A 20,628-nucleotide genomic window follows, 5' to 3' on the forward strand; every position below is an offset into this window, starting at 1 on the left:
TTCCAGGAACGGCTTGTCGAGACGCTCGTCGGCCAGGCGGAACGGCACGTTCATCCAGGAGCGGGCGCTCGGCTGGATCGGGTTGGTGTAGAAGTCGCTGGCATCGATGGTCTTGTACAGCAGGTCCTTCTTGGCGCGGTTGCGCTGCTCCATCGCGGTCACCCCGCCCTGCTCCTTCAGCCATTCGAAGACCAGGCCGGACAGGTACCAGGAGTAGGTCGCCGGGGTGTTGTACATGGAACCGTTGTCCGCGGCGATCTTGTAGTTGAGCATGGTCGGGCAGACGCTGCGGGCGCGGCCGAGCAGGTCTTCGCGAACGATCACCACCACCAGGCCGGACGGGCCGATGTTCTTCTGCGCCCCGGCATAGATCAGGCCGAAGCGGGACACGTCGAGCGGGCGCGAGAGGATATCGGAGGACATGTCGGTGACCAGCGGCACGTCGCCGGTCTCGGGTATCCAGTCGAACTCGAGGCCGCCGATGGTCTCGTTGGAGGCGTAGTGCACATAGGCCGCGTCCTTGGTCAGCGTCCACTCGTTCTGACCCGGAATGGCGAAGTAGTCGTACTCCTTGGCGCTGGCCGCGACGTTCACGGTGCCATAGCGACGAGCCTCCTCGATGGCCTTCTTCGACCAGATACCGGTATCGATATAGTCGGCGACGCCATCTTCGGGCAGCAGGTTCAGCGGAATCTCGGCGAACTGCTGGCTGGCGCCGCCCTGCAGGAACAGCACCTTGTAGTCCGAGGGAATGTCGAGCAGGTCGCGCAGGTCCTGCTCGGCCTTGCTGGCGATGGCCACGTAGTCATCACTACGGTGGCTCATTTCCATGACCGAAAGGCCCTTGCCCCGCCAGTCGAGAAGCTCGGCCTGGGCACGTTGCAGAACTGCGTCGGGAAGCGCCGCGGGACCGGCGCAGAAATTGAAGGCTCGCTTGCTCACATCCACTCTCGCTATAGGTAGGGCGGATAGCCGTGAGTTATCCGCCGAGGTCATCGGCCGGGCGGGCGCAGGCGCCCGCCCCGAGCCTTACTCTTCGTTGCCTTCCGCTTCCGCCGCGGGCTCGGACTCGGACTCGGCCGACTCGCCCAGAGATTCGGCAGCTTCCTCGCCCTCGGGCAGGTCCTCGTCATCTCCGCCCGACGGCTCCTGGACACGCTCCAGACCGACCAGTACCTCGTCGCTGGCGAGCTTGATCAGGGTTACGCCCTGGGTATTGCGGCCGGACAGGGAGACTTCGTCGACACGCGTCCGCACCAGGGTGCCCTGGTCGGAAATCAGCATGATCTCCTCGCCTTCCTGGACCTGTACCGCGGCGATCAGCGCGCCGTTGCGCTCGTTGGTGACCATGGCGATCACCCCCTGGCCGCCGCGGCCGCGACGCGGGAACTTGCTCAGCGGGGTACGCTTGCCGAAGCCGCGCTCGGAGGCGGTGAGGATCTGCGCCCCGGACTCCGGAATCAGCATGGAGATCAGCTGCTGCCCCTTGCCCAGGCGCATGCCACGTACGCCGCGGGCGTTGCGGCCCATGATGCGCACCACGCTCTCGGCGAAGCGGATCACCTTGCCGGCGCTGGAGAACAGCATGACTTCCTTGGCGCCATCGGTGATCGCGGCGGCGATCAGGGTGTCGCCCTCTTCCAGCTTGAGCGCGATCAGGCCGCTGCTGCGCGGACGGCTGAACTGCACCAGCGGGGTCTTCTTCACGGTACCGAAGGCGGTGGCCATGAAGATGTAGGCGCCGGTCGGCTCGGCCACCAGCTCGGCGGTCTCGCCCTCGACTTCCTCGACCTCGGCGGCCTCGACCACCTCGCCCTCGAGCACCGCGCCTTCGGCTTCGTCGAGGTCGTCATCGGCGCCACCGTTCTGCTGCAGCGCCTCCAGGTCGATCTGCAACATCGCGGTGATCCGCTCGCCCTCATCCAGCGGCAGCAGGTTCACCAGCGGCCGGCCACGCGCGGTACGCGAGGCTTCCGGAATCTCGAAGGTACGCAGCCAGTAGACCTTGCCCTTGCTGGAGAACAGCAGGAGGGTCGCATGGCTGTTAGCCACCAGCAGGTGTTCGATGTAGTCCTCGTCCTTCATCCCGGTGGCGGACTTGCCTTTGCCGCCGCGACGCTGCGCCTGGTAGGCGGCCAGCGGCTGGGACTTGGCGTAGCCGCCGTGGGAGATGGTCACCACGCGGTCTTCCTCGGTGATCAGGTCGGCGATGGTCAGGTCGACCTGGGAAGCCACGATCTCGGTGCGGCGAGCATCGCCGAATTCGGCCTTGACCGCTTCCAGCTCCTCACGGATCACCTCCATCAGGCGCGCCGGGTTGGTCAGGATGCGGATCAACTCGCCGATCAGGTTGAGGATTTCCTGGTATTCGGAGAGCAGCTTCTCGTGCTCCAGGCCGGTCAGGCGATGCAGGCGCAGCTCGAGGATCGCCTGGGCCTGTTCCGGCGACAGGTAGTACTTGCCGTCGCGCAGGCCGTACTGCGGATCCAGGTCTTCCGGGCGACAGGCGTCGGCGCCGGCACGCTCGACCATCGCTTCCACCGCGCTGGACTCCCAGGCAGTGGCGATCAGGCGTTCCTTGGCCTCGGCCGGGGTCGGCGAACTCTTGATCAGCTCGATCACCGGATCGATGTTCGACAGGGCGACCGCCTGGCCTTCCAGGATGTGCCCGCGCTCGCGGGCCTTGCGCAGCTCGTAGACGGTACGCCGGGTCACCACTTCGCGGCGGTGGCGGACGAACACTTCGAGCATGTCCTTCAGGTTCAGCGTGCGCGGCTGGCCGTCGACCAGGGCCACCACGTTGATGCCGAACACGCTCTGCAGCTGGGTCTGGGCGTAGAGGTTGTTGAGGACCACCTCGCCCACCTCGCCGCGACGCAGCTCGATGACCACGCGCATGCCGTCCTTGTCGGACTCGTCGCGCAGCTCGGAAATACCCTCGATCTTCTTCTCTTTCACCAGTTCGGCGATCTTCTCGATCAACCGCGCCTTGTTCAATTGGTACGGTAGCTCGGTGATGATGATCTGCTCGCGACCGCCGCCCTTCTCCATCTCCTCGACGACGGCGCGGGCACGGATGTAGATGCGCCCGCGACCGGTGCGGTAGGCCTCGATGATCCCGGCGCGGCCGTTGATGATGCCGGCGGTGGGGAAGTCCGGACCGGGGATGTACTGCATCAGCTCATCGACGGTCAGGTCGGGGTTGTCCATCAGCGCCAGGCAGCCGTCGATCACTTCGCCGAGGTTGTGCGGCGGGATGTTGGTCGCCATACCCACGGCGATACCGCTGGAACCGTTGACCAGCAGGTTGGGAATCTTGGTCGGCATGACCGCCGGGATCTGCTCGGTGCCATCGTAGTTGGGCACCCAGTCGACGGTTTCCTTTTCCAGGTCCGCCAGCAGTTCATGGGCCAGCTTGGCCATGCGCACTTCGGTGTATCGCATGGCTGCGGCGTTGTCGCCGTCCACCGAACCGAAGTTGCCCTGGCCGTCTACCAGCATGTAGCGCAGCGAGAACGGCTGCGCCATGCGCACGATGGTGTCGTAGACCGCGGTGTCGCCGTGCGGGTGGTACTTACCGATCACGTCGCCGACCACACGGGCGGATTTCTTGTAGGGCTTGTTCCAGTCGTTGCCCAGCTCGCTCATGGCATAAAGCACACGGCGGTGCACCGGCTTCAGGCCGTCACGTGCATCCGGCAGGGCCCGCCCGACGATCACGCTCATCGCGTAGTCGAGATAGGACTGTTTCAGCTCGTCTTCGATATTGACCGGGAGAATTTCTTTGGCCAGTTCGCCCATGAGAAGCCTGGTTCCTTTTTCTGGTGGAACTTCGCCGCCTCGATCCTGAGGCAAACGAAGTAGGTCGGCGCATGCCCGAGCAGCGCCAACTCACTACAAATCAACGACTTGAGTCAAGGATTCGCGCACTCTCGAGGCCCCTCCGCGGGGCGCTCGAATAACCGTCGGAGCTTACCACAGCCCACGCCCCAGCCCAAGGCAAAGGCCCTGGCGGGGACGACCTCCAGTCGCCTCGTTCAATGCAGGCGCTTGCGGCTCATCAGGGCGGCCATGCGCTCGGCGTCGGGACGCTCGACGACGCCACGCTCGGTCACGATGGCATCGATAAGGTCCGCCGGGGTCACGTCGAATACCGGATTGTAGGCATCGACCTCGGCCGCTACCCGTCGCCCGCCGATTTCCAGCAGCTCGCGACCGTCGCGCTCTTCGATCGGGATGTCCTCGCCGCTCTCCAGGTTCATGTCGATGGTCGAACTCGGCGCCACCACCATGAAGCGCACGCCGTGGTGCATGGCGTTGACTGCCAACTGGTAGGTGCCGATCTTGTTGGCGACATCGCCATTGGCGGTGATGCGGTCGGCGCCGACGATGACCCAGGTGATGTTCTCGGTCTTCATCAGGTGCGCGGCGGCCGAATCCACGTTCAGGCTGACCGGGATGCCTTCGTTGGCCAGTTCCCAGGCGGTCAGCCGCGAGCCCTGGAGCCAGGGCCGGGTTTCGTCGGCGTAGATGCGATTGACCAGGCCTTCCAGGTGCGCGGCGCGGATCACCCCCAGCGCGGTGCCGAACCCGCCGGTCGCCAGGGCGCCGGTATTGCAGTGGGTGAGGATGTTCTGCGGGCTGCCCTGCTGCTTGCGGATCAGCTCCATGCCCAACTGGGCCATGGTCAGGTTGGCCTCGCGGTCGCTTTCATGGATGGAGATCGCCTCGGCTTCCAGCACCGCCAGCGGCTGGTCGCCCTCTTTCATTCGCTCCAGACGGTCGCGCATGCGGTTCAGCGCCCAGAACAGGTTGACCGCCGTGGGTCGCGAGTCGGCCAGCAGGCGGAAGTCCTCCTCCAGCGCGGCGCGCCAGTCGCCGCCCTGCGCCAGGCGCGCGCGGGCGCCAAGGACGATGCCGTAGGCGGCGCTGATGCCGATGGCCGGCGCGCCGCGCACGACCATATCGCGAATGGCCTTGGCCACCTCGGCCGCCGACTCATGTTCGAGCCAGACCTCCTCCTGGGGCAGCAGGCGCTGATCCAGCAACCGCAGCGTACCGTCCCGCCACTCGATCGCCTTGACCCGCTCGGCCGCCAGCAGTCGCTCTCGCATGCACACACCTCTCGCTGAATCACGGAAAAGCTGCGGATTATAACGAGCCCCAGCCGCGGACGCTCGGGTATACTTCCGGCTTCCCGCTCTGCGCCCAGGATGCGCCGCCATGCCCAACGTCCGTAACCCCTTCGACCTCCTCCTGCTGCCGACCTGGATCGTCCCCGTGGAGCCCGCCGGGGTGGTGCTGCGCGATCACGCGCTGGGCATCCGCGACGGCCAGATCGCCCTGGTCGCGCCGCGCGAGCAGGCCATGCGCCATGGCGCCACGGAAATCCGCGAATTGCCCGGCATGCTGCTCGCCCCCGGCCTGGTCAACGCCCACGGCCATTCGGCAATGAGTCTGTTCCGCGGTCTCGCCGACGACCTGCCGCTGATGACCTGGCTGCAGGACCACATCTGGCCGGCCGAAGGCCAATGGGTCAGCGAGGACTTCATCCGCGACGGCACGGAGCTGGCCATCGCCGAACAGGTAAAGGGCGGCATCACCTGTTTCTCCGACATGTACTTCTATCCACAGGCCATCTGCGGCGTGGTCCATGACAGCGGGGTACGCGCCCAGGTGGCGATCCCGGTGCTGGACTTCCCGATCCCCGGCGCCCGCGACAGCGCCGAGGCGATCCGCCAGGGCATGGCACTGTTCGACGACCTCAAGCACCACCCGCGCATCCGCATCGCCTTCGGCCCGCACGCCCCTTATACGGTGAGCGACGACAAGCTGGAGCAGATCCTGGTGCTCACCGAGGAACTCGACGCCAGCATCCAGATGCACGTCCACGAGACCGCCTTCGAGGTGGAGCAGGCCATGGAGCGCAACGGCGAGCGCCCGCTGGCCCGTCTGCACCGCCTCGGCCTGCTCGGCCCGCGCTTCCAGGCGGTGCACATGACCCAGGTGGACGACGACGACCTGGCGATGCTGGTGGAAACCAACAGCTCGGTGATCCACTGCCCGGAATCCAACCTCAAGCTGGCCAGCGGCTTCTGCCCGGTGGAGAAGCTCTGGCAGGCCGGGGTCAACGTGGCCATCGGCACCGACGGCGCGGCCAGCAACAACGATCTCGACCTGCTCGGCGAGACCCGCACCGCGGCGCTGCTGGCCAAGGCCGTGTACGGCCAGGCCACCGCCCTCGACGCCCACCGCGCGCTGCGCATGGCCACCCTGAACGGCGCCCGCGCGCTTGGCCTGGAGCGCCTGATCGGCTCCCTGGAAGCCGGCAAGGCCGCCGACCTGGTGGCCTTCGACCTGTCCGGCCTGGCCCAGCAACCGGTCTACGACCCGGTTTCGCAACTTATCTATGCCAGCGGCCGCGACTGCGTGCGGCATGTCTGGGTCGGCGGCAGGCAACTGCTCGACGACGGCCGCCTGCTCCGTCACGACGAACAGCGCCTGATCGCCAGGGCCCGCGAATGGGGGGCGAAGATCGCCGCCAGCGACAGGTCCTGAACCGCGGCGGGCCGGCCCGCTGCGACAAACTGACATAGGAAGGCGAACCGCCGCCGGCCCCATCCCTCTGCCAAAGCTGGCAACATGAAGGATTGGATTCCGCCGCGGCGGCCCTTCCCCCAAAGGCTTCACTCTTCAACGGGAACGATTATGAGCAACGTCGACCACGCCGAGATCGCCAAATTCGAGGCACTGGCCCATCGCTGGTGGGACCGCGAGAGCGAGTTCAAGCCGCTCCACGACATCAACCCGCTGCGCGTCAACTGGATCGACGAGCGCGCCGGCCTGGCCGGCAAGAAGGTGCTCGACATCGGTTGCGGCGGCGGCATCCTCAGCGAAGCCATGGCCCAGCGCGGCGCCAGCGTCACCGGCATCGACATGGGCGAAGCGCCGCTCGCGGTGGCGCGCCTGCACCAACTGGAATCCGGCGTCGCCGTCGACTACCGGCAGATCACCGCCGAGCAGATGGCCGAGGAAATGCCCGGGCAATTCGACGTGGTCACCTGCCTGGAGATGCTCGAACACGTGCCGGACCCGGCCTCGGTGATCCGCGCCTGCCACCGCCTGGTCAAGCCGGGCGGACAGGTATTCCTCTCGACCATCAACCGCAATCCCAAGGCCTACCTGTTCGCGGTGATCGGCGCGGAGTACATCCTCCAGTTGCTGCCGCGCGGGACCCACGATTTCCGCAAGTTCATCCGTCCGTCGGAACTCGGCGCCTGGTCGCGCGAGGCCGGTCTCGAGGTCAAGGACATCATCGGCCTGACCTACAACCCGCTGACCAAGCACTACAAGCTGGCCAACGACGTCGACGTCAACTACATGGTCCAGACCCAGCGGGAGGCGTGAAGCGCATGCGGCTCAAAGCGGTACTGTTCGACATGGATGGCACCCTGCTCGACACGGCGCCGGACTTCATCGCCATCACCCAGGCCATGCGTGCCGCCCACGGCCTGCCGCCGGTGGACGAGCAACGGGTGCGCGACGTGGTCTCCGGCGGCGCGCGCGCGATGGTTGCCGCGGCCTTCGGCCTGTCGCTGGACAGCCCGGAACTGGAACCCCTGCGCCAGGAGTTCCTCGACCGCTACCAGGAGCATTGCGCGGTTCTCAGCCGGCCCTACGACGGCATCCCCGAACTGCTTGCGGCGATCGAGAAAGCCGGGTTGATCTGGGGCGTGGTGACCAACAAGCCGGTGCGCTTCGCCGAACCGATCATGCAGCGCCTGGGCTACGCCGAGCGTTCCAGGGTGCTGGTCTGCCCGGACCACGTGACCCGCAGCAAGCCCGATCCCGAGCCGCTGCTACTGGCCTGTAGCCAGCTCGGCATCGATCCGTCGAGGGTGCTGTTCATCGGCGACGACCTGCGCGACATCGAATCCGGCCGCGACGCCGGGACCAAGACCGCGGCGGTGCGCTACGGCTACATCCACCCCGAAGACAACCCCGCGCACTGGGGCGCCGACGTGATCGTCGACCACCCGCGCGAACTCATCGACGTTCTCGACCGCGCGCTCTGCGACTGCTGATCCGCAGCGCCACCGACAGACAACGACCCGCCGCCAGGCGGGTCATGCATTCAAAGGATTCGACATGTTCCAGTACTCCGCCCGCCCCGACCTGCTGAAAGACCGCGTGATCCTGGTCACCGGCGCCGGCCGCGGCATCGGCGCCGCCGCCGCCAAGACCTTCGCCGCCCACGGCGCCACCGTGCTGCTGCTGGGCAAGACCGAGGAGTACCTGAACGAGGTCTACGACGCCATCGAGGCCGCCGGCCATCCGCAGGCCGCCGTGATCCCGTTCAACCTGGAGACCGCCCAGCCGCACCAGTTCGAGGAACTGGCTGCAACCCTGGAGAACGAGTTCGGGCGCATCGACGGTCTGCTGCACAACGCTTCGATCCTCGGTCCGCGCTCGCCGATGCAGCAGATTTCCGGGGAGAACTTCATGCGCGTGATGCAGGTGAACGTCAATGCCATGTTCATGCTGACCACCGCCATGCTGCCGCTGATGAAGCTCTCCAGCGACGCCTCGATCATCTTCACCTCGAGCAGCGTGGGCCGGAAGGGCCGCGCCTACTGGGGCGCCTATTCGGTATCGAAGTTCGCCACCGAGGGCCTGATGCAGACCCTTGCCGACGAACTCGACGGTACCAGCGCGATCCGCGCCAACAGCGTCAACCCCGGCGCCACCCGCACCAGCATGCGCGCCCTCGCCTACCCTGGGGAAAACCCGCTGAACAACCCCACCGGCGAGGAGATCATGCCGGTCTACCTGTACCTCATGGGGCCGGACAGCGCCGGCGTCAACGGCCAGGCCTTCGACGCCCAGTGATTCCCCGGCAGCCTCGCCGCCCGGCGAGGCTGCCCTGTCCTTCCCTTCCCTCTTCCCGTCCGGAATTTCCCATTCCTTTTGCATATTTTTCCCACTGAGTGGGAAAGTGGTTTCATTTTCCGGGAAATCGCCTTCACCCTGTGGGTCAAGGAGTTCCCATGTCGAAGCATTCCCCCACCGATCGCCTGCTGCAGATCCTCATTGCCCTCGGCCAGGCTCCCGAAGCCCTGTCTGCCAAGGAGCTGTCGCTGACCCTGGAGCAGCCGCTGAGCAGCACCTACCGGCACCTGAAGACCCTGTTGCGCTGGGGCCTGGCCGAAGAACAGGCCGGCCAGGGCCGCTACCTGCCCGGCCCGGCCTGCCTGCAACTGGCGAAGAAATTCGATCGCGAGGCCTCGCTGATCGGTCTCGCCAAACCGGAACTCAAGCGCCTGGCCGACCTGAGCCAGGAGAGCGTGGCGCTGATGGTGGCCAGCAACCAGCAGGCGATCTGCCTGGAACTGTTCGACAGTCCGCAGCCGCTGCGCTGCTGCTACCAGAAAGGGCTGGCGCAGCCGCTGTTGCATGGCGCCTCGGCCAAAGCCCTGCTGGCGCACCTGGAGGACGAACGGCGCGAGGAGCTGTACCTCGCCCAGGAACTCTCCGCCGAGCGTATCGACAAGCTGGAGCAGGAACTCCGGCTGATCCGCGAACAGGGCTACGCCGTCAGCCAGGGCGAGATCGACGAAGGCGTCTGGGGCATCAGCGTACCGCTGCTGGACAGCCGCCAGCGCCTGCACGGCGCCCTCAGCCTGATGGCCCCCGCCTTGCGCGCCCAGTCGCGCAGCGAACGCTTGCGGCAATGGACCCTCGACGCCGCCGCGCGACTTTCCGCGCGGCTGGACTGACCAACAGGAGTTTCGATGTACCCCGCCCCCGACATGAGCCTCTGGCAAGGCCGGATCGATAGCCAGGAAGGCGCCGACGCGCGGCGCTGGCACCAATGGATGCGTCCCTACGCAGACGACGCCGAAGCGGCCAGCGTGCTGCTCGGTTTCGCCAGCGACGAAGGCGTGCGCCGCAACCAGGGTCGCCAGGGCGCGCGCCACGGACCGCCAGCCTTGCGTCGCGCGCTGGCCAACCTGGCTTGGCACGGCGAGCAAGCGATCTACGATGCCGGCGACATCGTCGCCGGCGACGACCTGGAAGCCGCCCAGGAACGCTACGCGCAACGCGTCGCCGACCTGCTCGCGCGCGGCCACCGGGTGGTCGGCCTGGGCGGCGGCCACGAAATCGCCTATGCCAGCTTCGCCGGCCTCGCCCGCCACTTGAGTCGGCATGAGCGCCTGCCGCGCATCGGTATCCTCAATTTCGACGCGCATTTCGACCTGCGCCACGCCGAACGGGCCAGCTCCGGCACGCCGTTCCGCCAGATCGCCGAACTCTGCCAGGCCAGCGACTGGCCGTTCGCCTACTGCTGCCTGGGCATCAGCCGCCTGAGCAACACCGCCGCCCTGTTCGACCAGGCCCAGCGCCTGGGTGTGCGCTACCTGCTGGACCGTCAGTTGCAGCCATGGAACCTGGAACGCAGCGAAGCCTTCCTCGACAGCTTCCTGCAATCCGTCGACCACCTCTACCTGACCGTTTGCCTCGACGTGCTCCCGGCCGCCCAGGCGCCCGGCGTCAGCGCGCCCTCGGCGCACGGCGTGGAGATGCCGGTGGTGGAGCACCTGGTCCGCCGCGCCAAGGCCAGCGGCAAGCTGCGCCTGGCCGACATCGCCGAACTCAACCCGCAACTCGATAGCGACCAGCGCACCGCCCGGATCGCCGCGCGCCTGGTCGACAGCCTGGTCAACTGATCGCCCTTTCGCCCACACAACAACAATAGAGCCACGCCATGCCGACATTGCACCTGGACGCCCTGTCCACCACCGCCCTCGCCCTGCTCCTGCTCGCCCTCGGCAGCCAATTGAAGAAGCGCAGCCGCTGGCTGACACGTCTGTGCGTACCGTCGCCGGTGATCGCCGGCTTCGGCTTCGCCTTCCTGGTCTGGCTGCTCAGGGATCGCGGCTGGCTCGACATCGGCCTCGACACCAGCCTGCAGACGCCCCTGATGGTGGCGTTCTTCACCACCGTCGGCCTCGGTGGCAGCCTCGGCCTGCTGCGCAAGGGCGGCAAGACCCTGCTGGTCTACCTGTCGGCCTGCTGGGCGCTGGCGATACTGCAGAACCTGATCGGCGTAGGCAGCGCCGGACTGCTCGGCCTCGACCCGTTGCTCGGGATCATGGCCGGCGCGGTGTCGCTGGAAGGCGGCTTCGGCGCGGCGGCGGCCTTCGGCCCGGTTGCGGAAGGGCTCGGCGCCCAGGGCGCGACCACCGTGGCGCTGGCCTCGGCCACCTTCGGCATGGTCGCTGGCGGGCTGCTCGGCAGCCCGGTGGCGCGCTGGCTGATCGAACGCAACCGCCTGCCGGTGCAGGCGGAAAGCGACAATCGGCTGGAAGCCCTCGGGCAGCAGGAGCGACGCCAGCATGCGGCGGCCACGCTGGACGGCAATCTCCTGCTGCGCCTGCTGACCTGCGTGCTGCTGGTGATGGTGCTCGGCTTCTGGCTCGGCGACGCGCTCGAGGAACGCCTGGGCCTGGTGCTGCCCAGTTATGTCGGGGCGATGTTCATCGCCATCGTCCTGCGCAACCTCGACGACCGGCTCGGCTGGCTGCGCATTCCGGACCACGCCGTCGGTACCCTGGGCGACGTCTGCCTGGGCATCTTCCTGACCATGGCGATGATGAGCCTGAAGTTCTGGGAGCTGGAGAACCTCGGCCTGCCGCTGCTCGGCGTACTGTTCATCCAGGTCGCGGTGCTGTTGCTGCTGACGATCTTCGTGCTGTTCCGCCTGCTCGGCCGCAACTACGACGCGGCGGTGCTCTGCGCCGGCTTCCTCGGCCACGGCCTGGGCGCCACGCCCAACGCGGTGGCCAACATGGGCGCGGTCTGCGAGCACTATCGGGTGTTCTCGCACAAGGCCTTCATCATCGTGCCCCTGTGCGGCGCGGTACTGATCGATCTCGTCGCCATCCCGGCGATCACCTGGTTCATCAACGCCTTCAGTTGAACCATGGCGGCGCTCCGCTAGCGGAGCGCCAGCTTTCCGACGAGCGCCTCGGCCACTCGCCAGCAAAACGCCATTATTCCGTCGAAATCTCTCCGAAATTCCTACAGAATGTGGAAACCATTCCTAGGAAAACCTGTCTGTGCCTCTGATTTCTCCGTTCTTCAGTTGGCTGGCACGAAACTCGCCTTAGCCCTACTGTCGCCGTCTTTCGCGCCAGAGGTTCCGCGCATGGCTCCTCCCAAGCAGTCCAATACCATCGATTTCGACGCCGCCAAGCAGAAGCGCGGCCCCCAGCCCGGCGGCAACGCCAGCGGGCCGCGCGCCAGCAACCTGACGGAGTTGCGCCAGCAACTGACCCTACAGTTGCAGAGCAGCCTGGAGGCGGAGCGGATTCTCGGCCTGTTCTTCGAGGAAGTCCGCCAACTGATCCCGCTGGATGCCCTTGGCTACCGCCATCCGGGCTCCGACCTACGCCTGGAGTTCGGCAGCAGCGCCAAGCATTCGGTGAGCTATCGCCTGAGCCATGACAGCGACTACCTCGGCGAACTGATCTTCCGTCGCCGCCAGCGCCTCGGCGAAGACGAACAACGGCAACTGGAGAGCCTGCTCGGCACCCTGCTGTTCCCGCTGCGCAACGCCCTGCTCTATCGCGCCGCGATCCAGACCGCCCTGCGCGACGCCCTGACCGGCACCGGCAACCGCATCGCCATGGACCAGGCGCTCGGCCGCGAACTGGAACTGGCCCGGCGCAACCTGCAACCGCTCTCGGTGCTGATGCTCGATATCGACCACTTCAAGCGGGTCAACGACCACTACGGTCACGCCGTCGGCGACGAAGCCCTCAAGGCCGTGGCGGAAACCATCAAGGACCACCTGCGCAATGTCGACATGGTGTTCCGCTTCGGCGGCGAGGAATTCCTCGTCCTGCTGTCCAGCACGCCGCTGCAGGCTGCCTGCATGGTCGGCGAACGCCTGCGCCAGGCGGTGGAGGAACTGGACTACCGGCACGCCGGCGAACCGCTGAAGCTGTCGATCAGCCTCGGTTGCGCCGACCTGCGGCCCGGCGAAGGCAGCGACGACCTGCTGCGACGGGTCGACGAGGCGCTCTACGAAGCCAAGCGCGACGGCCGCAACCGCCTGCGCTGCGCCTGAGGCTTGCCGACTCGCACACCCCGAAGCGCGGAGCGGGCGCATCGGGCGACGGCAGTAGCAACGGCTCTCACCGGCGCAGTTACGGTTTCCGCCAAGGTCCTGCCGCTTATGGCTGCGCCGGCTCGTCCGGGGCGCCATAGGCCTGGCGCAAGCGGACGCGCTTCTCCAGCAGCCAGCCGCTGGTTTCCTTGCCGTCTCGAGCCACGTACATGACGTTCAGCCACTCGCCGCTCGGCTTGTAGACAGTGATGAAGTCGCCGGGAATCACGAAGACCCCGGTGACACAGTCGGCACGCGGCGCGCTGTGGAAATAGGCGCGCCCCTTGTCGATCACCTCGCCCTCCAGCGGCGGACGGAAGTTGTCCTCGGGGCCGGCCGTCGCCTCGCCAAGGCTTGCACAGCTCTGCGCCGGCATCGCCGCATCCTCGGCCAGCCCGGCGACGCTCCATAGCATGCAGAGCGCGATAGCCAGGATCCTGTGCATTTCACCACCTCCTTGTGTGCGGGCGACCATTAGACACCGATTCCCAGGCATGAAAAAGGCCCCCGAAGGGGCCTTTCCAGGGCGCTTTCCGCTCAGCGGCGGAAGCCCGGACGCATACCGTCGCCGGCCGGTTTCGGCCGCCGCTTGACCTGCGGCTTGCGGGCCGCCGGCTTGTCGCCCGGCGCGCTGGCCGGACGCTCGTCGCGCGGCTTGCTCGGGCGCGGCTTGCGGTTGCTCTCGCGGGGCCGCTCGGCAACCGGAGTGCCCTGCTCGCGCCCCTTGCGCTCGGCGCTCGGCTGCGGACCGCGCGCGGGACGCGAAGCCGGCGCGCGACGAGCGGCATTCTCGCCGTCCTCGCGCCTTGGCGCACGCTTGCGCCCGGCTTCCGGACGCTCGCTGCGCGCCAGCGGACGGGCCTGCTTGCGCTGCTGGCGTTCGGCCTTCTCGCGCGCCTTGGTGGTCATGCCCGGCAGCGCCACCGGCTTGAGGCCGACTTCCTCGCTGAGGATGTCGATTTCGCGCTGGTCCATTTCGCGGTAGCGGCCCATGGTCAGCTCGGAGGTCAGGAACACCGGGCCGAAACGCACTCGCTTCAGGCGGCTGACCACCAATCCCTGGGATTCCCACAACCGGCGCACCTCGCGGTTGCGGCCCTCCATCACTACGCAGTGGTACCAGTGGTTGAAGCCTTCGCCGCCCGGCGCCTGCTGGATATCGCTGAACTTGGCCGGGCCGTCCTCGAGCATCACGCCGTTGAGCAGGCGCTCGATCATCTCTTCGGTGACCTCGCCGCGCACCCGTACCGCGTATTCACGGTCCATCTCATAGGAAGGATGCATCAGGCGGTTGGCCAGTTCGCCATCGGTGGTGAACAGCAGCAGGCCGGTGGTATTGATGTCCAGGCGACCGACATTGATCCAGCGACCGGTGCGCAGGCGCGGCAGGCGGTCGAAGATGGTCGGGCGGCCTTCCGGATCGTCGCGGGTGCAGACCTCGCCTTCCGGCTTGTTGTAGATCAGCACGCGACGGACACTCTCGGCGGCCTCTTCGCGGCGGATCAGGTGGCCATCGACGGTGATCGCATCGTGGCTGTCGACCCGCTGGCCGAGGCTGGCCACGCTGCCATTGACGTTGACCCGACCTTCGGCGATCCACACTTCTACGTCGCGCCGGGAACCGACGCCGAGACGGGCGAGGACTTTCTGCAGTTTTTCCCCGACCGGTACGTGGGGATTCTCTGGGGTATCGTTCATCTGGGCACCTCCCGGTGTGGCTGGCAACGAATCGAAGGGCGCGCATCATACGCGCTTCGTCAGGACAAAGCACCGTCCCCGGGCGGAAACCCGGACAATCCCGCTAGACTAGGCCGGGTTCACCCACCCCGCCACCCGGAGGCCCCGGTGCACGATGTCCCTCCCTTCAGCGGCGCCAAGCTGGCGCTGTTCTATGGCGACCACTTGGTCGTCTACAAACGCGACGAAAAACCCGGCATTCCCTTCCCCGGCTACTGGGACTTTCCCGGCGGCGGCCGCGAGGGCCTGGAGACGCCTGCCGAATGCGCCCTGCGCGAACTCGAGGAAGAGTTCTCCATCCGCCTGGAAGAACCTCGTATCGAATGGCAGCGACAGTATCCGAGCACCAGCGGCAGCGCGCCCTTCGCCTACTTCCTGGTGGCGCGCCTGGAGGACCGCGAATTCGAGGCCATCCGCTTCGGCGACGAAGGACAATACTGGCGATTGATGGAGGTGGACGCCTACCTCGCGCATGCCATGGCCGTACCCTACCTGCAGAGCCGGCTCGGCGACTATCTGCGGGAACGCCGGCGCATCGGCGAATAACGCCGATGACGTCAGCCGTTCCATGCCCCGGATAATCCGGACGGCATAAAAAAACCCGGCCGAAGCCGGGCATGCCCAGGCGGGCAGTCTCAGTGTCTGCGGTGCTCGGCGAAGCGCTCCAGGGCTTCGCGGCTGAGGCGCTCGACCTGGGCCCAGTCGCCGCGGTCGACCACGGCCTTGGGCAGCATCCAGGTGCCGCCGACGCACATCACGTTGGGTACCGCCAGGTAGTCGGCGAGATTGTTCAGGCTGACGCCTCCGGTGGGGCAGAAGCGGATATCGGGGAATGGTCCCGAGAACGCCTTCAGCGCCGCCGGGCCGCCGCTGACCTCGGCGGGAAACAGCTTGAAGCGGCGGTAGCCATGGCGGTAGGCGAGCATGATCTCGGAAGCGCTGGCCACGCCGGGCAACAGCGGGACTTCGCTGTCCAGGGCGAAGCGCAGCAACTCGTCAGTGCATCCCGGGGTGACCACGAAGCTCGCCCCGGCCTTTTCCGCGGCGGCGAAGGTCTGCGGGTCGAGCACGGTGCCGGCGCCGATGCGCAGGTGCGGGCGCTCCTCGCTGAGGCGACGGATGGCGGTCAGCCCGTGTGCCGTGCGCAGGGTGATCTCCAGGGCGGTCAGGCCGCCGGCGGCGAGGGCATCGGCCATCGGCAGGATGTCCGCCTCGCGGTCGATGGTGATCACCGGGAGGATGCGCGCCTCCCGGCACAGCGTGTCGATGCGGGCGGTCTTCTGTTCAAGGTTGTGCATGGCTACAGCTCCGCCACTCAGGGGTACCAATGGATCGTCAGCGGCGCGCGGAGGAAGGCGCGAACCGGCATCCGCCGTTCGTCCTCGACCGCCAGCGCGGTGTTCAGGGTGGCCAGCTTGGACTGGCCCTGGATCGCCAGCAGCTGCACCTTCGCCGCCGCCAGCACGGCGCGCGGTAGGGTCAGGCGCTGGTGCGGCACGCTCGGCGCCCACATCGGCAGGCAACGGCGCGTGCCCTGGGGATCCATCGCCAGGTCCAGGCCAGGGCTGTTCGGGAACAGCGAGGCGGTATGGCCGTCGTCGCCCATGCCAAGGACCAGCACGTCGATCGGCAACGGCAGCTCGTGCAGGTGGTGGTCGGCCAGCTCGGCCGCTTCCTCCAGGCTCGCCGCCGGCTGGTAGAGGCCGATGAAGCGCGCCTTCGCCGCCTCGCCACGGAGCAGGTGGCGGCGAACCAGGCCGGCGTTGCTATCGGCATGCGGCTCCGGCACCCAGCGCTCGTCGGCCAGGCTGAGGGTGATCCGCGACCAGTCCAGCGGCTCCTCGCTCAAGGCTTCGAGGAAGGCCACCGGACTGCGCCCACCGGACACCACCAGCAGCGCCTGGCCCTGCTCGGCCAGCGCCGAGCGCAACCGGCCGGCGACCTCGGCGGCCAGGCCGCGGGCCTGCTCGGCGGCGCTGCCCCAGACCTGCAGGCCGACGCCGGCCGGCAGCTTCAACTCAGAAATCGCCATACCAACTCCTCCCATCGCGGGCCACCAGGGCCACCGAGGCCACCGGCCCCCAACTCCCCGCCGGATACGGCTTGGGCGCTTCGCTCAGGCGTTCCCAGCCAGCGATCAGCTGGTCGCACCACTTCCAGGCGAACTCCACCTCGTCCTTGCGCACGAACAGGTACTGGTTGCCCTGGGTGACCTCCAGCAGCAGACGCTCGTAGGCATCGGGAATCCGCGCCGCGTGGTAGGTCTCGGAAAAACTCAGTTGCAGCGGGCCGGTACGCAATTGCATGCCCTTGCCCAGGCCCTGGTCCTTGGTCATCACTTGCAGGGAGATACCTTCGTCCGGCTGCAGGCGGATGATCAGCCGGTTGCTGATCAGCGAACGCTGCTCGGGAGCGAAGATGTAGTGCGGCGGCTCCTTGAAGTGGATGACGATCTGCGACAGCTTCTGCGGCATGCGCTTGCCGGTGCGCAGGTAGAACGGCACGCCCGACCAGCGCCAGTTGCGGATGTCCACGCGCAGGGCGACGAAGGTTTCCGCGTCGCTGTCGCGATTCGCATGTTCCTCCTCCAGGTAGCCCGGCACTGCCTTGCCGTCGCTGAAACCGGCGGTGTACTGCCCACGCACCACGCGCGAAGCCAGTTGTTCGGCGGGAATCGGCTCGAGGGCGCGGAGCACCTTGACCTTCTCGTCGCGAATGCTGTCCGCCGAAAGGTCGCTGGGCGGATCCATGGCGATCAGGCAGAGCAGTTGCAGCAGGTGGTTCTGCACCATGTCGCGCAGTTGCCCGGCCTGGTCGAAGTAGCCCCAGCGGCCTTCGATGCCGACCTTCTCGGCCACGGTGATCTCCACGTGGGAGATGTGGTTCTGGTTCCACTGGGTCTCGAAGAGGCTGTTGGCGAAGCGCAGGGCGATCAGGTTCTGCACCGTCTCCTTGCCCAGGTAATGGTCGATCCGGTAGATGCGGCTTTCCGGGAAGAACCGGGCGACTGCCTCGTTGACCTCGCGGGACGACTCCAGGTCATGACCGATGGGCTTCTCCAGCACCACCCGGGTGCGCTCGGCGAGACCGGCGGCGGCGAGGTTCTCGCAGATGCCGCCGAACACCGAGGCCGGCGTGGCGAAGTAGGCGACCAGCGGCAGTTCGTCGTCCACCGCCTCGCGCAAGCCGACATAGGCCTGCGGGTCGAGGAAGTCCATGCTCAGGTAGTCGAGGCGTTCGCGGAAACGCTGCCAGACCGCGTCGTCCCACTCCTTCGCCGGCACCGCCAGGCGCAGGCGCTGCTCCAGCGTCGCCAGGTGTTCGGCGGGAGCGCCTTCGTCACGGGCCAGGGCCAGGACGCGGGTATCGCGGTGCAGCAGGTTCTCGCGATCGAGTTGGTAGAGCGCCGGGAACAGCTTGCGCAAGGCGAGATCGCCCAGCGCACCGAACAGCGCTAACGTGCAAGGCAGAACGCGGACATCAGGCATTTGTTGTTACCAACCAAATATTGAGTGATATTGAGCCATCCACTGCGCAATTAAGACAAATATGTAGTAATTAAACAACATATTTTTCCCAGCCCGCCACGCTGTTGGTCGCATGCCGGCCTGACGTTAGGATAGGCGCCGCCGCCGGCCCTTCCCCGCCGGGCCGACAGAACACGAGGAACCCGGATGAAAAACCTGCTGGAGCAGATCCAGAGCCGCCTGGACGAACTGAACAAGGCGGAGCGCAAAGTCGCCGAGGTCATCCTGCAGAACCCGCAGCAGGCCACCCGCTTCAGCATCGCCGCCCTGGCCCAGGCGGCAGCGGTCAGCGAACCGACGGTGAACCGCTTCTGTCGCTCCTTCGGCATGAGCGGCTATCCGGAACTGAAGATCCAGCTGGCCCAGAGCCTGGCCAGCGGCGCTGCCTTCGTGACCCAGGCGGTAGCCGAGGACGACGGGCCGGAAGCCTATACACGGAAGATCTTCAGCAACACCATCGCCTCCCTCGACAGCGCCCACAAGCTGCTCGACCCACGCGTCATCGACCGCGCCGTGGACCTGTTGATCCAGGCCCGGCAGATCCACTTCTTCGGTCTCGGCGCCTCGGCCTCGGTAGCGCTCGACGCGCAGCACAAGTTCTTCCGCTTCAACCTGGCGGTGAGCGCCCAGGCCGACGTGCTGATGCAACGGATGATCGCCTCGGTGGCGCATACCGGCGACCTGTTCGTGGTGATTTCCTATACCGGACGCACCCGCGAGCTGGTGGAGGTGGCGCACCTGGCGCGGGAGAACGGCGCCTCGGTGCTCGGCCTGACCGCCGCCGGCTCGCCGCTGGCCAGGGCCAGCACCCTGTGCCTGGACATCCCGTTGCCGGAAGACACCGACATCTACATGCCGATGACTTCGCGGATCGTCCAGCTCACCGTGCTCGACGTACTGGCCACCGGAGTGACCCTGCGCCGCGGCGTGGACTTCCAGCCGCACCTGCGGCGGATCAAGGAAAGCCTGGTGCCGACCCGCTATCCCCTCGACGAGGACAACTGACCGCCCGCCTATTGCAGGCCGGCGGCGAGACTCAGGCGCATGCGTTCGCCGGGCGCCAGGATCAGCCCACCCGGGCGGTAGCCAGCGGCGCCGATACAGAGGAAGCGTTCCGCTTCGCCCGGCTCGACCTGCTCCACCGGGCGGCTGCCGGGGTGCCAGATCACGCTGCCGGCGCTGACGTTCTTGTCGATCCGCAAGCGGCGGTTCCAGCCGCCGTCCTCCAGCACCAGCGATCCGGGATGGTAGAGCACCTGCTTGACCGCGCCGCGCGGTATCCAGGTTCCCGGAATCCGCGAAGCGCCGCGCTGGCCGCGAGCCGACTCCAGCTCCATGCCGTGCACCACCACCCGGCTCAGCGCGCCGACCCGCCAGTAGGGCTGCAGGGCGAAGCTGAACAGGCAATCGTCGTCTTCCTCATGGTAGCTGCACAGCTCCAGCTCCAGGCGCTGGCCAAGGCGCGCATCGAGGCGCACGTGCCAGTCCTCCAGGTCCAGTTGCCAGCTCACCACCACCTTGCTTTCGTCGGCGTAGGCATCCAGCAGGCGCCATTCGCGTTGCCGCGCCCAGCCCTGCTGCGGCCATTCGCTGCCGTTCGGATGGCTGCCGAACCACGGCCAGCAGACCGGGATGCCGCCGCGCACCGGCGCACTGCTGAGGGCCGGCCATTCGCTGGCGCACCACAGCAACGGGCGTTCGCCCTGCGGCTGGAAATGCAGGAGCTGCGCCCCTTGCCGACTGAATACGGCCTGGCACAGCGGATGGTCGATCAACAGCAGATCGCGACGTTGGAAGCGTACCCAGTCGAACGGTCGCTTGGCCCGCATGGAATGAAAGAAACGCTGCAGCGGATGCTCAAGCATGTCCGATTGTCCTACCCTCTCCCCTTCCCGGAAAGCCCGGGCGTGCATCCGTGTAGTTTTACTACATTTCGCACGCAAGCCCCAAATGATCGGCACAGGAAAAGCGTAGTCGGTTTGTAACAGGCAGCCGGGAAGAGCGGTCGCCGGAAAAAACGGCCCGCCCGAAACGCTCGGGCGGGCCCAGGCACAACACCGGAGCAGGCAACGCGACGGTCAGAACACCGTCTGGATCTTGATCCCCGCCACCAGCGCGTTGTCGACCTCGTCGACCCCGCCCGGCTGCTTGATGTATTGCAGGTTCGGCCGCACCGTCAGCCAGTCGGTCACA

20 protein-coding genes are annotated in these 20,628 nt (G+C 67.0%); 10 read left to right on the forward strand and 10 right to left on the reverse strand.

Going from position 1 to position 20,628, the window contains the following annotated elements; genetic code table 11:
- The 3 genes from serC to mtnA form a co-directional block, all read right to left on the reverse strand.
- The coding region (gene serC, locus FFS27_RS10760) for a 3-phosphoserine/phosphohydroxythreonine transaminase (RefSeq protein WP_137952001.1) at positions 1–942 on the reverse strand (942 nt) is incomplete at its 3' end.
- 87 nt (positions 943–1,029) lie between these two features.
- Complete coding sequence (gene gyrA / locus FFS27_RS10765) at positions 1,030–3,801, reverse strand: DNA gyrase subunit A (protein WP_003091448.1); 2,772 nt, start codon at positions 3,799–3,801, stop codon at positions 1,030–1,032.
- A 236-nt stretch (positions 3,802–4,037) separates the two neighbouring features.
- On the reverse strand, positions 4,038–5,114 hold the full coding sequence (gene mtnA / locus FFS27_RS10770; RefSeq protein WP_003091449.1) for an S-methyl-5-thioribose-1-phosphate isomerase: 1,077 nt from the start codon (positions 5,112–5,114) through the stop codon (positions 4,038–4,040).
- Positions 5,115–5,223: 109 nt separating this feature from the next.
- On the opposite strand from mtnA, the gene FFS27_RS10775 reads away from it, so the two are divergent.
- The 8 genes from FFS27_RS10775 to FFS27_RS10810 all read left to right on the forward strand — a co-directional run bounded on the left by FFS27_RS10775 (position 5,224) and on the right by FFS27_RS10810 (position 13,132).
- On the forward strand, positions 5,224–6,558 hold the full coding sequence (locus FFS27_RS10775; protein ID WP_003091450.1) for a TRZ/ATZ family hydrolase: 1,335 nt from the start codon (positions 5,224–5,226) through the stop codon (positions 6,556–6,558).
- Positions 6,559–6,708: 150 nt separating this feature from the next.
- Positions 6,709–7,407, forward strand: a complete 699-nt coding sequence (gene ubiG / locus FFS27_RS10780) for a bifunctional 2-polyprenyl-6-hydroxyphenol methylase/3-demethylubiquinol 3-O-methyltransferase UbiG (protein ID WP_003122245.1) — start codon at positions 6,709–6,711, stop codon at positions 7,405–7,407.
- A complete protein-coding gene (gene mupP, locus FFS27_RS10785) occupies positions 7,404–8,084 on the forward strand; it encodes an N-acetylmuramic acid 6-phosphate phosphatase MupP (RefSeq protein ID WP_003119716.1) in 681 nt (226 codons plus the stop codon). The genes ubiG and mupP overlap by 4 nt, the downstream gene beginning before the upstream one ends.
- Positions 8,085–8,148: 64 nt before the next feature.
- Positions 8,149–8,889: a YciK family oxidoreductase gene (locus FFS27_RS10790; protein ID WP_003091453.1), complete on the forward strand. Its 741-nt coding sequence runs from the start codon at positions 8,149–8,151 to the stop codon at positions 8,887–8,889.
- A 158-nt stretch (positions 8,890–9,047) separates the two neighbouring features.
- Positions 9,048–9,776, forward strand: a complete 729-nt coding sequence (locus tag FFS27_RS10795) for an IclR family transcriptional regulator (protein ID WP_003091454.1) — start codon at positions 9,048–9,050, stop codon at positions 9,774–9,776.
- A 15-nt stretch (positions 9,777–9,791) separates the two neighbouring features.
- Positions 9,792–10,727: a formimidoylglutamase gene (gene hutG, locus FFS27_RS10800; RefSeq protein ID WP_003091455.1), complete on the forward strand. Its 936-nt coding sequence runs from the start codon at positions 9,792–9,794 to the stop codon at positions 10,725–10,727.
- Positions 10,728–10,765: 38 nt separating this feature from the next.
- Positions 10,766–11,980, forward strand: coding sequence for a sodium/glutamate symporter (gene gltS / locus FFS27_RS10805; protein WP_003105930.1), 1,215 nt, complete (start codon positions 10,766–10,768; stop codon positions 11,978–11,980).
- A gap of 228 nt (positions 11,981–12,208) precedes the next feature.
- Positions 12,209–13,132: a GGDEF domain-containing protein gene (locus tag FFS27_RS10810; RefSeq protein WP_003105929.1), complete on the forward strand. Its 924-nt coding sequence runs from the start codon at positions 12,209–12,211 to the stop codon at positions 13,130–13,132.
- 106 nt (positions 13,133–13,238) lie between these two features.
- Here the strand turns inward: FFS27_RS10810 and FFS27_RS10815 are convergent, their stop codons facing one another.
- On the reverse strand, positions 13,239–13,616 hold the full coding sequence (locus FFS27_RS10815; protein ID WP_003119714.1) for a hypothetical protein: 378 nt from the start codon (positions 13,614–13,616) through the stop codon (positions 13,239–13,241).
- A 92-nt stretch (positions 13,617–13,708) separates the two neighbouring features.
- Positions 13,709–14,869, reverse strand: a complete 1,161-nt coding sequence (gene rluB / locus FFS27_RS10825; protein WP_003113439.1) for a 23S rRNA pseudouridine(2605) synthase RluB — start codon at positions 14,867–14,869, stop codon at positions 13,709–13,711.
- Positions 14,870–15,016: 147 nt separating this feature from the next.
- Between rluB and FFS27_RS10830 the strand changes: the two genes are divergently transcribed.
- Positions 15,017–15,454 (forward strand): NUDIX hydrolase, encoded by a 438-nt coding sequence (locus tag FFS27_RS10830; protein ID WP_003107683.1) that lies wholly within the window; start codon positions 15,017–15,019, stop codon positions 15,452–15,454.
- A gap of 89 nt (positions 15,455–15,543) precedes the next feature.
- Here FFS27_RS10830 and FFS27_RS10835 read toward each other — a convergent pair whose 3' ends face one another.
- From FFS27_RS10835 to zwf, 3 genes are read right to left on the reverse strand one after another with little or no spacing between them, the layout of a single operon-like run.
- Positions 15,544–16,206 (reverse strand): bifunctional 4-hydroxy-2-oxoglutarate aldolase/2-dehydro-3-deoxy-phosphogluconate aldolase, encoded by a 663-nt coding sequence (locus tag FFS27_RS10835; RefSeq protein WP_003138452.1) that lies wholly within the window; start codon positions 16,204–16,206, stop codon positions 15,544–15,546.
- A gap of 17 nt (positions 16,207–16,223) precedes the next feature.
- Positions 16,224–16,940 (reverse strand): 6-phosphogluconolactonase, encoded by a 717-nt coding sequence (gene pgl / locus FFS27_RS10840; RefSeq protein WP_137952002.1) that lies wholly within the window; start codon positions 16,938–16,940, stop codon positions 16,224–16,226.
- The gene (zwf, locus tag FFS27_RS10845; RefSeq protein WP_003091465.1) at positions 16,927–18,396 is read right to left on the reverse strand and encodes a glucose-6-phosphate dehydrogenase; all 1,470 of its coding nucleotides are present in this window, start codon (positions 18,394–18,396) and stop codon (positions 16,927–16,929) included. Before zwf ends, pgl begins: the two co-directional genes overlap by 14 nt.
- A 186-nt stretch (positions 18,397–18,582) precedes the next feature.
- On the opposite strand from zwf, the gene FFS27_RS10850 reads away from it, so the two are divergent.
- The gene (locus tag FFS27_RS10850; RefSeq protein WP_003091466.1) at positions 18,583–19,440 is read left to right on the forward strand and encodes a MurR/RpiR family transcriptional regulator; all 858 of its coding nucleotides are present in this window, start codon (positions 18,583–18,585) and stop codon (positions 19,438–19,440) included.
- 8 nt (positions 19,441–19,448) lie between these two features.
- Here the strand turns inward: FFS27_RS10850 and FFS27_RS10855 are convergent, their stop codons facing one another.
- Both FFS27_RS10855 and FFS27_RS10865 read right to left on the reverse strand, forming a co-directional pair.
- Entirely contained in the window at positions 19,449–20,300 is an 852-nt protein-coding gene (locus FFS27_RS10855; RefSeq protein ID WP_003112064.1) for a D-hexose-6-phosphate mutarotase, read from the reverse strand.
- A gap of 213 nt (positions 20,301–20,513) precedes the next feature.
- Positions 20,514–20,628 (reverse strand): carbohydrate porin (locus tag FFS27_RS10865; RefSeq protein WP_137952003.1); only part of this gene is annotated, 115 nt, incomplete at its 5' end.

This window comes from Pseudomonas sp. 2VD (assembly GCF_005503585.1).
GTDB classification, from domain to species: domain Bacteria; phylum Pseudomonadota; class Gammaproteobacteria; order Pseudomonadales; family Pseudomonadaceae; genus Pseudomonas; species Pseudomonas aeruginosa.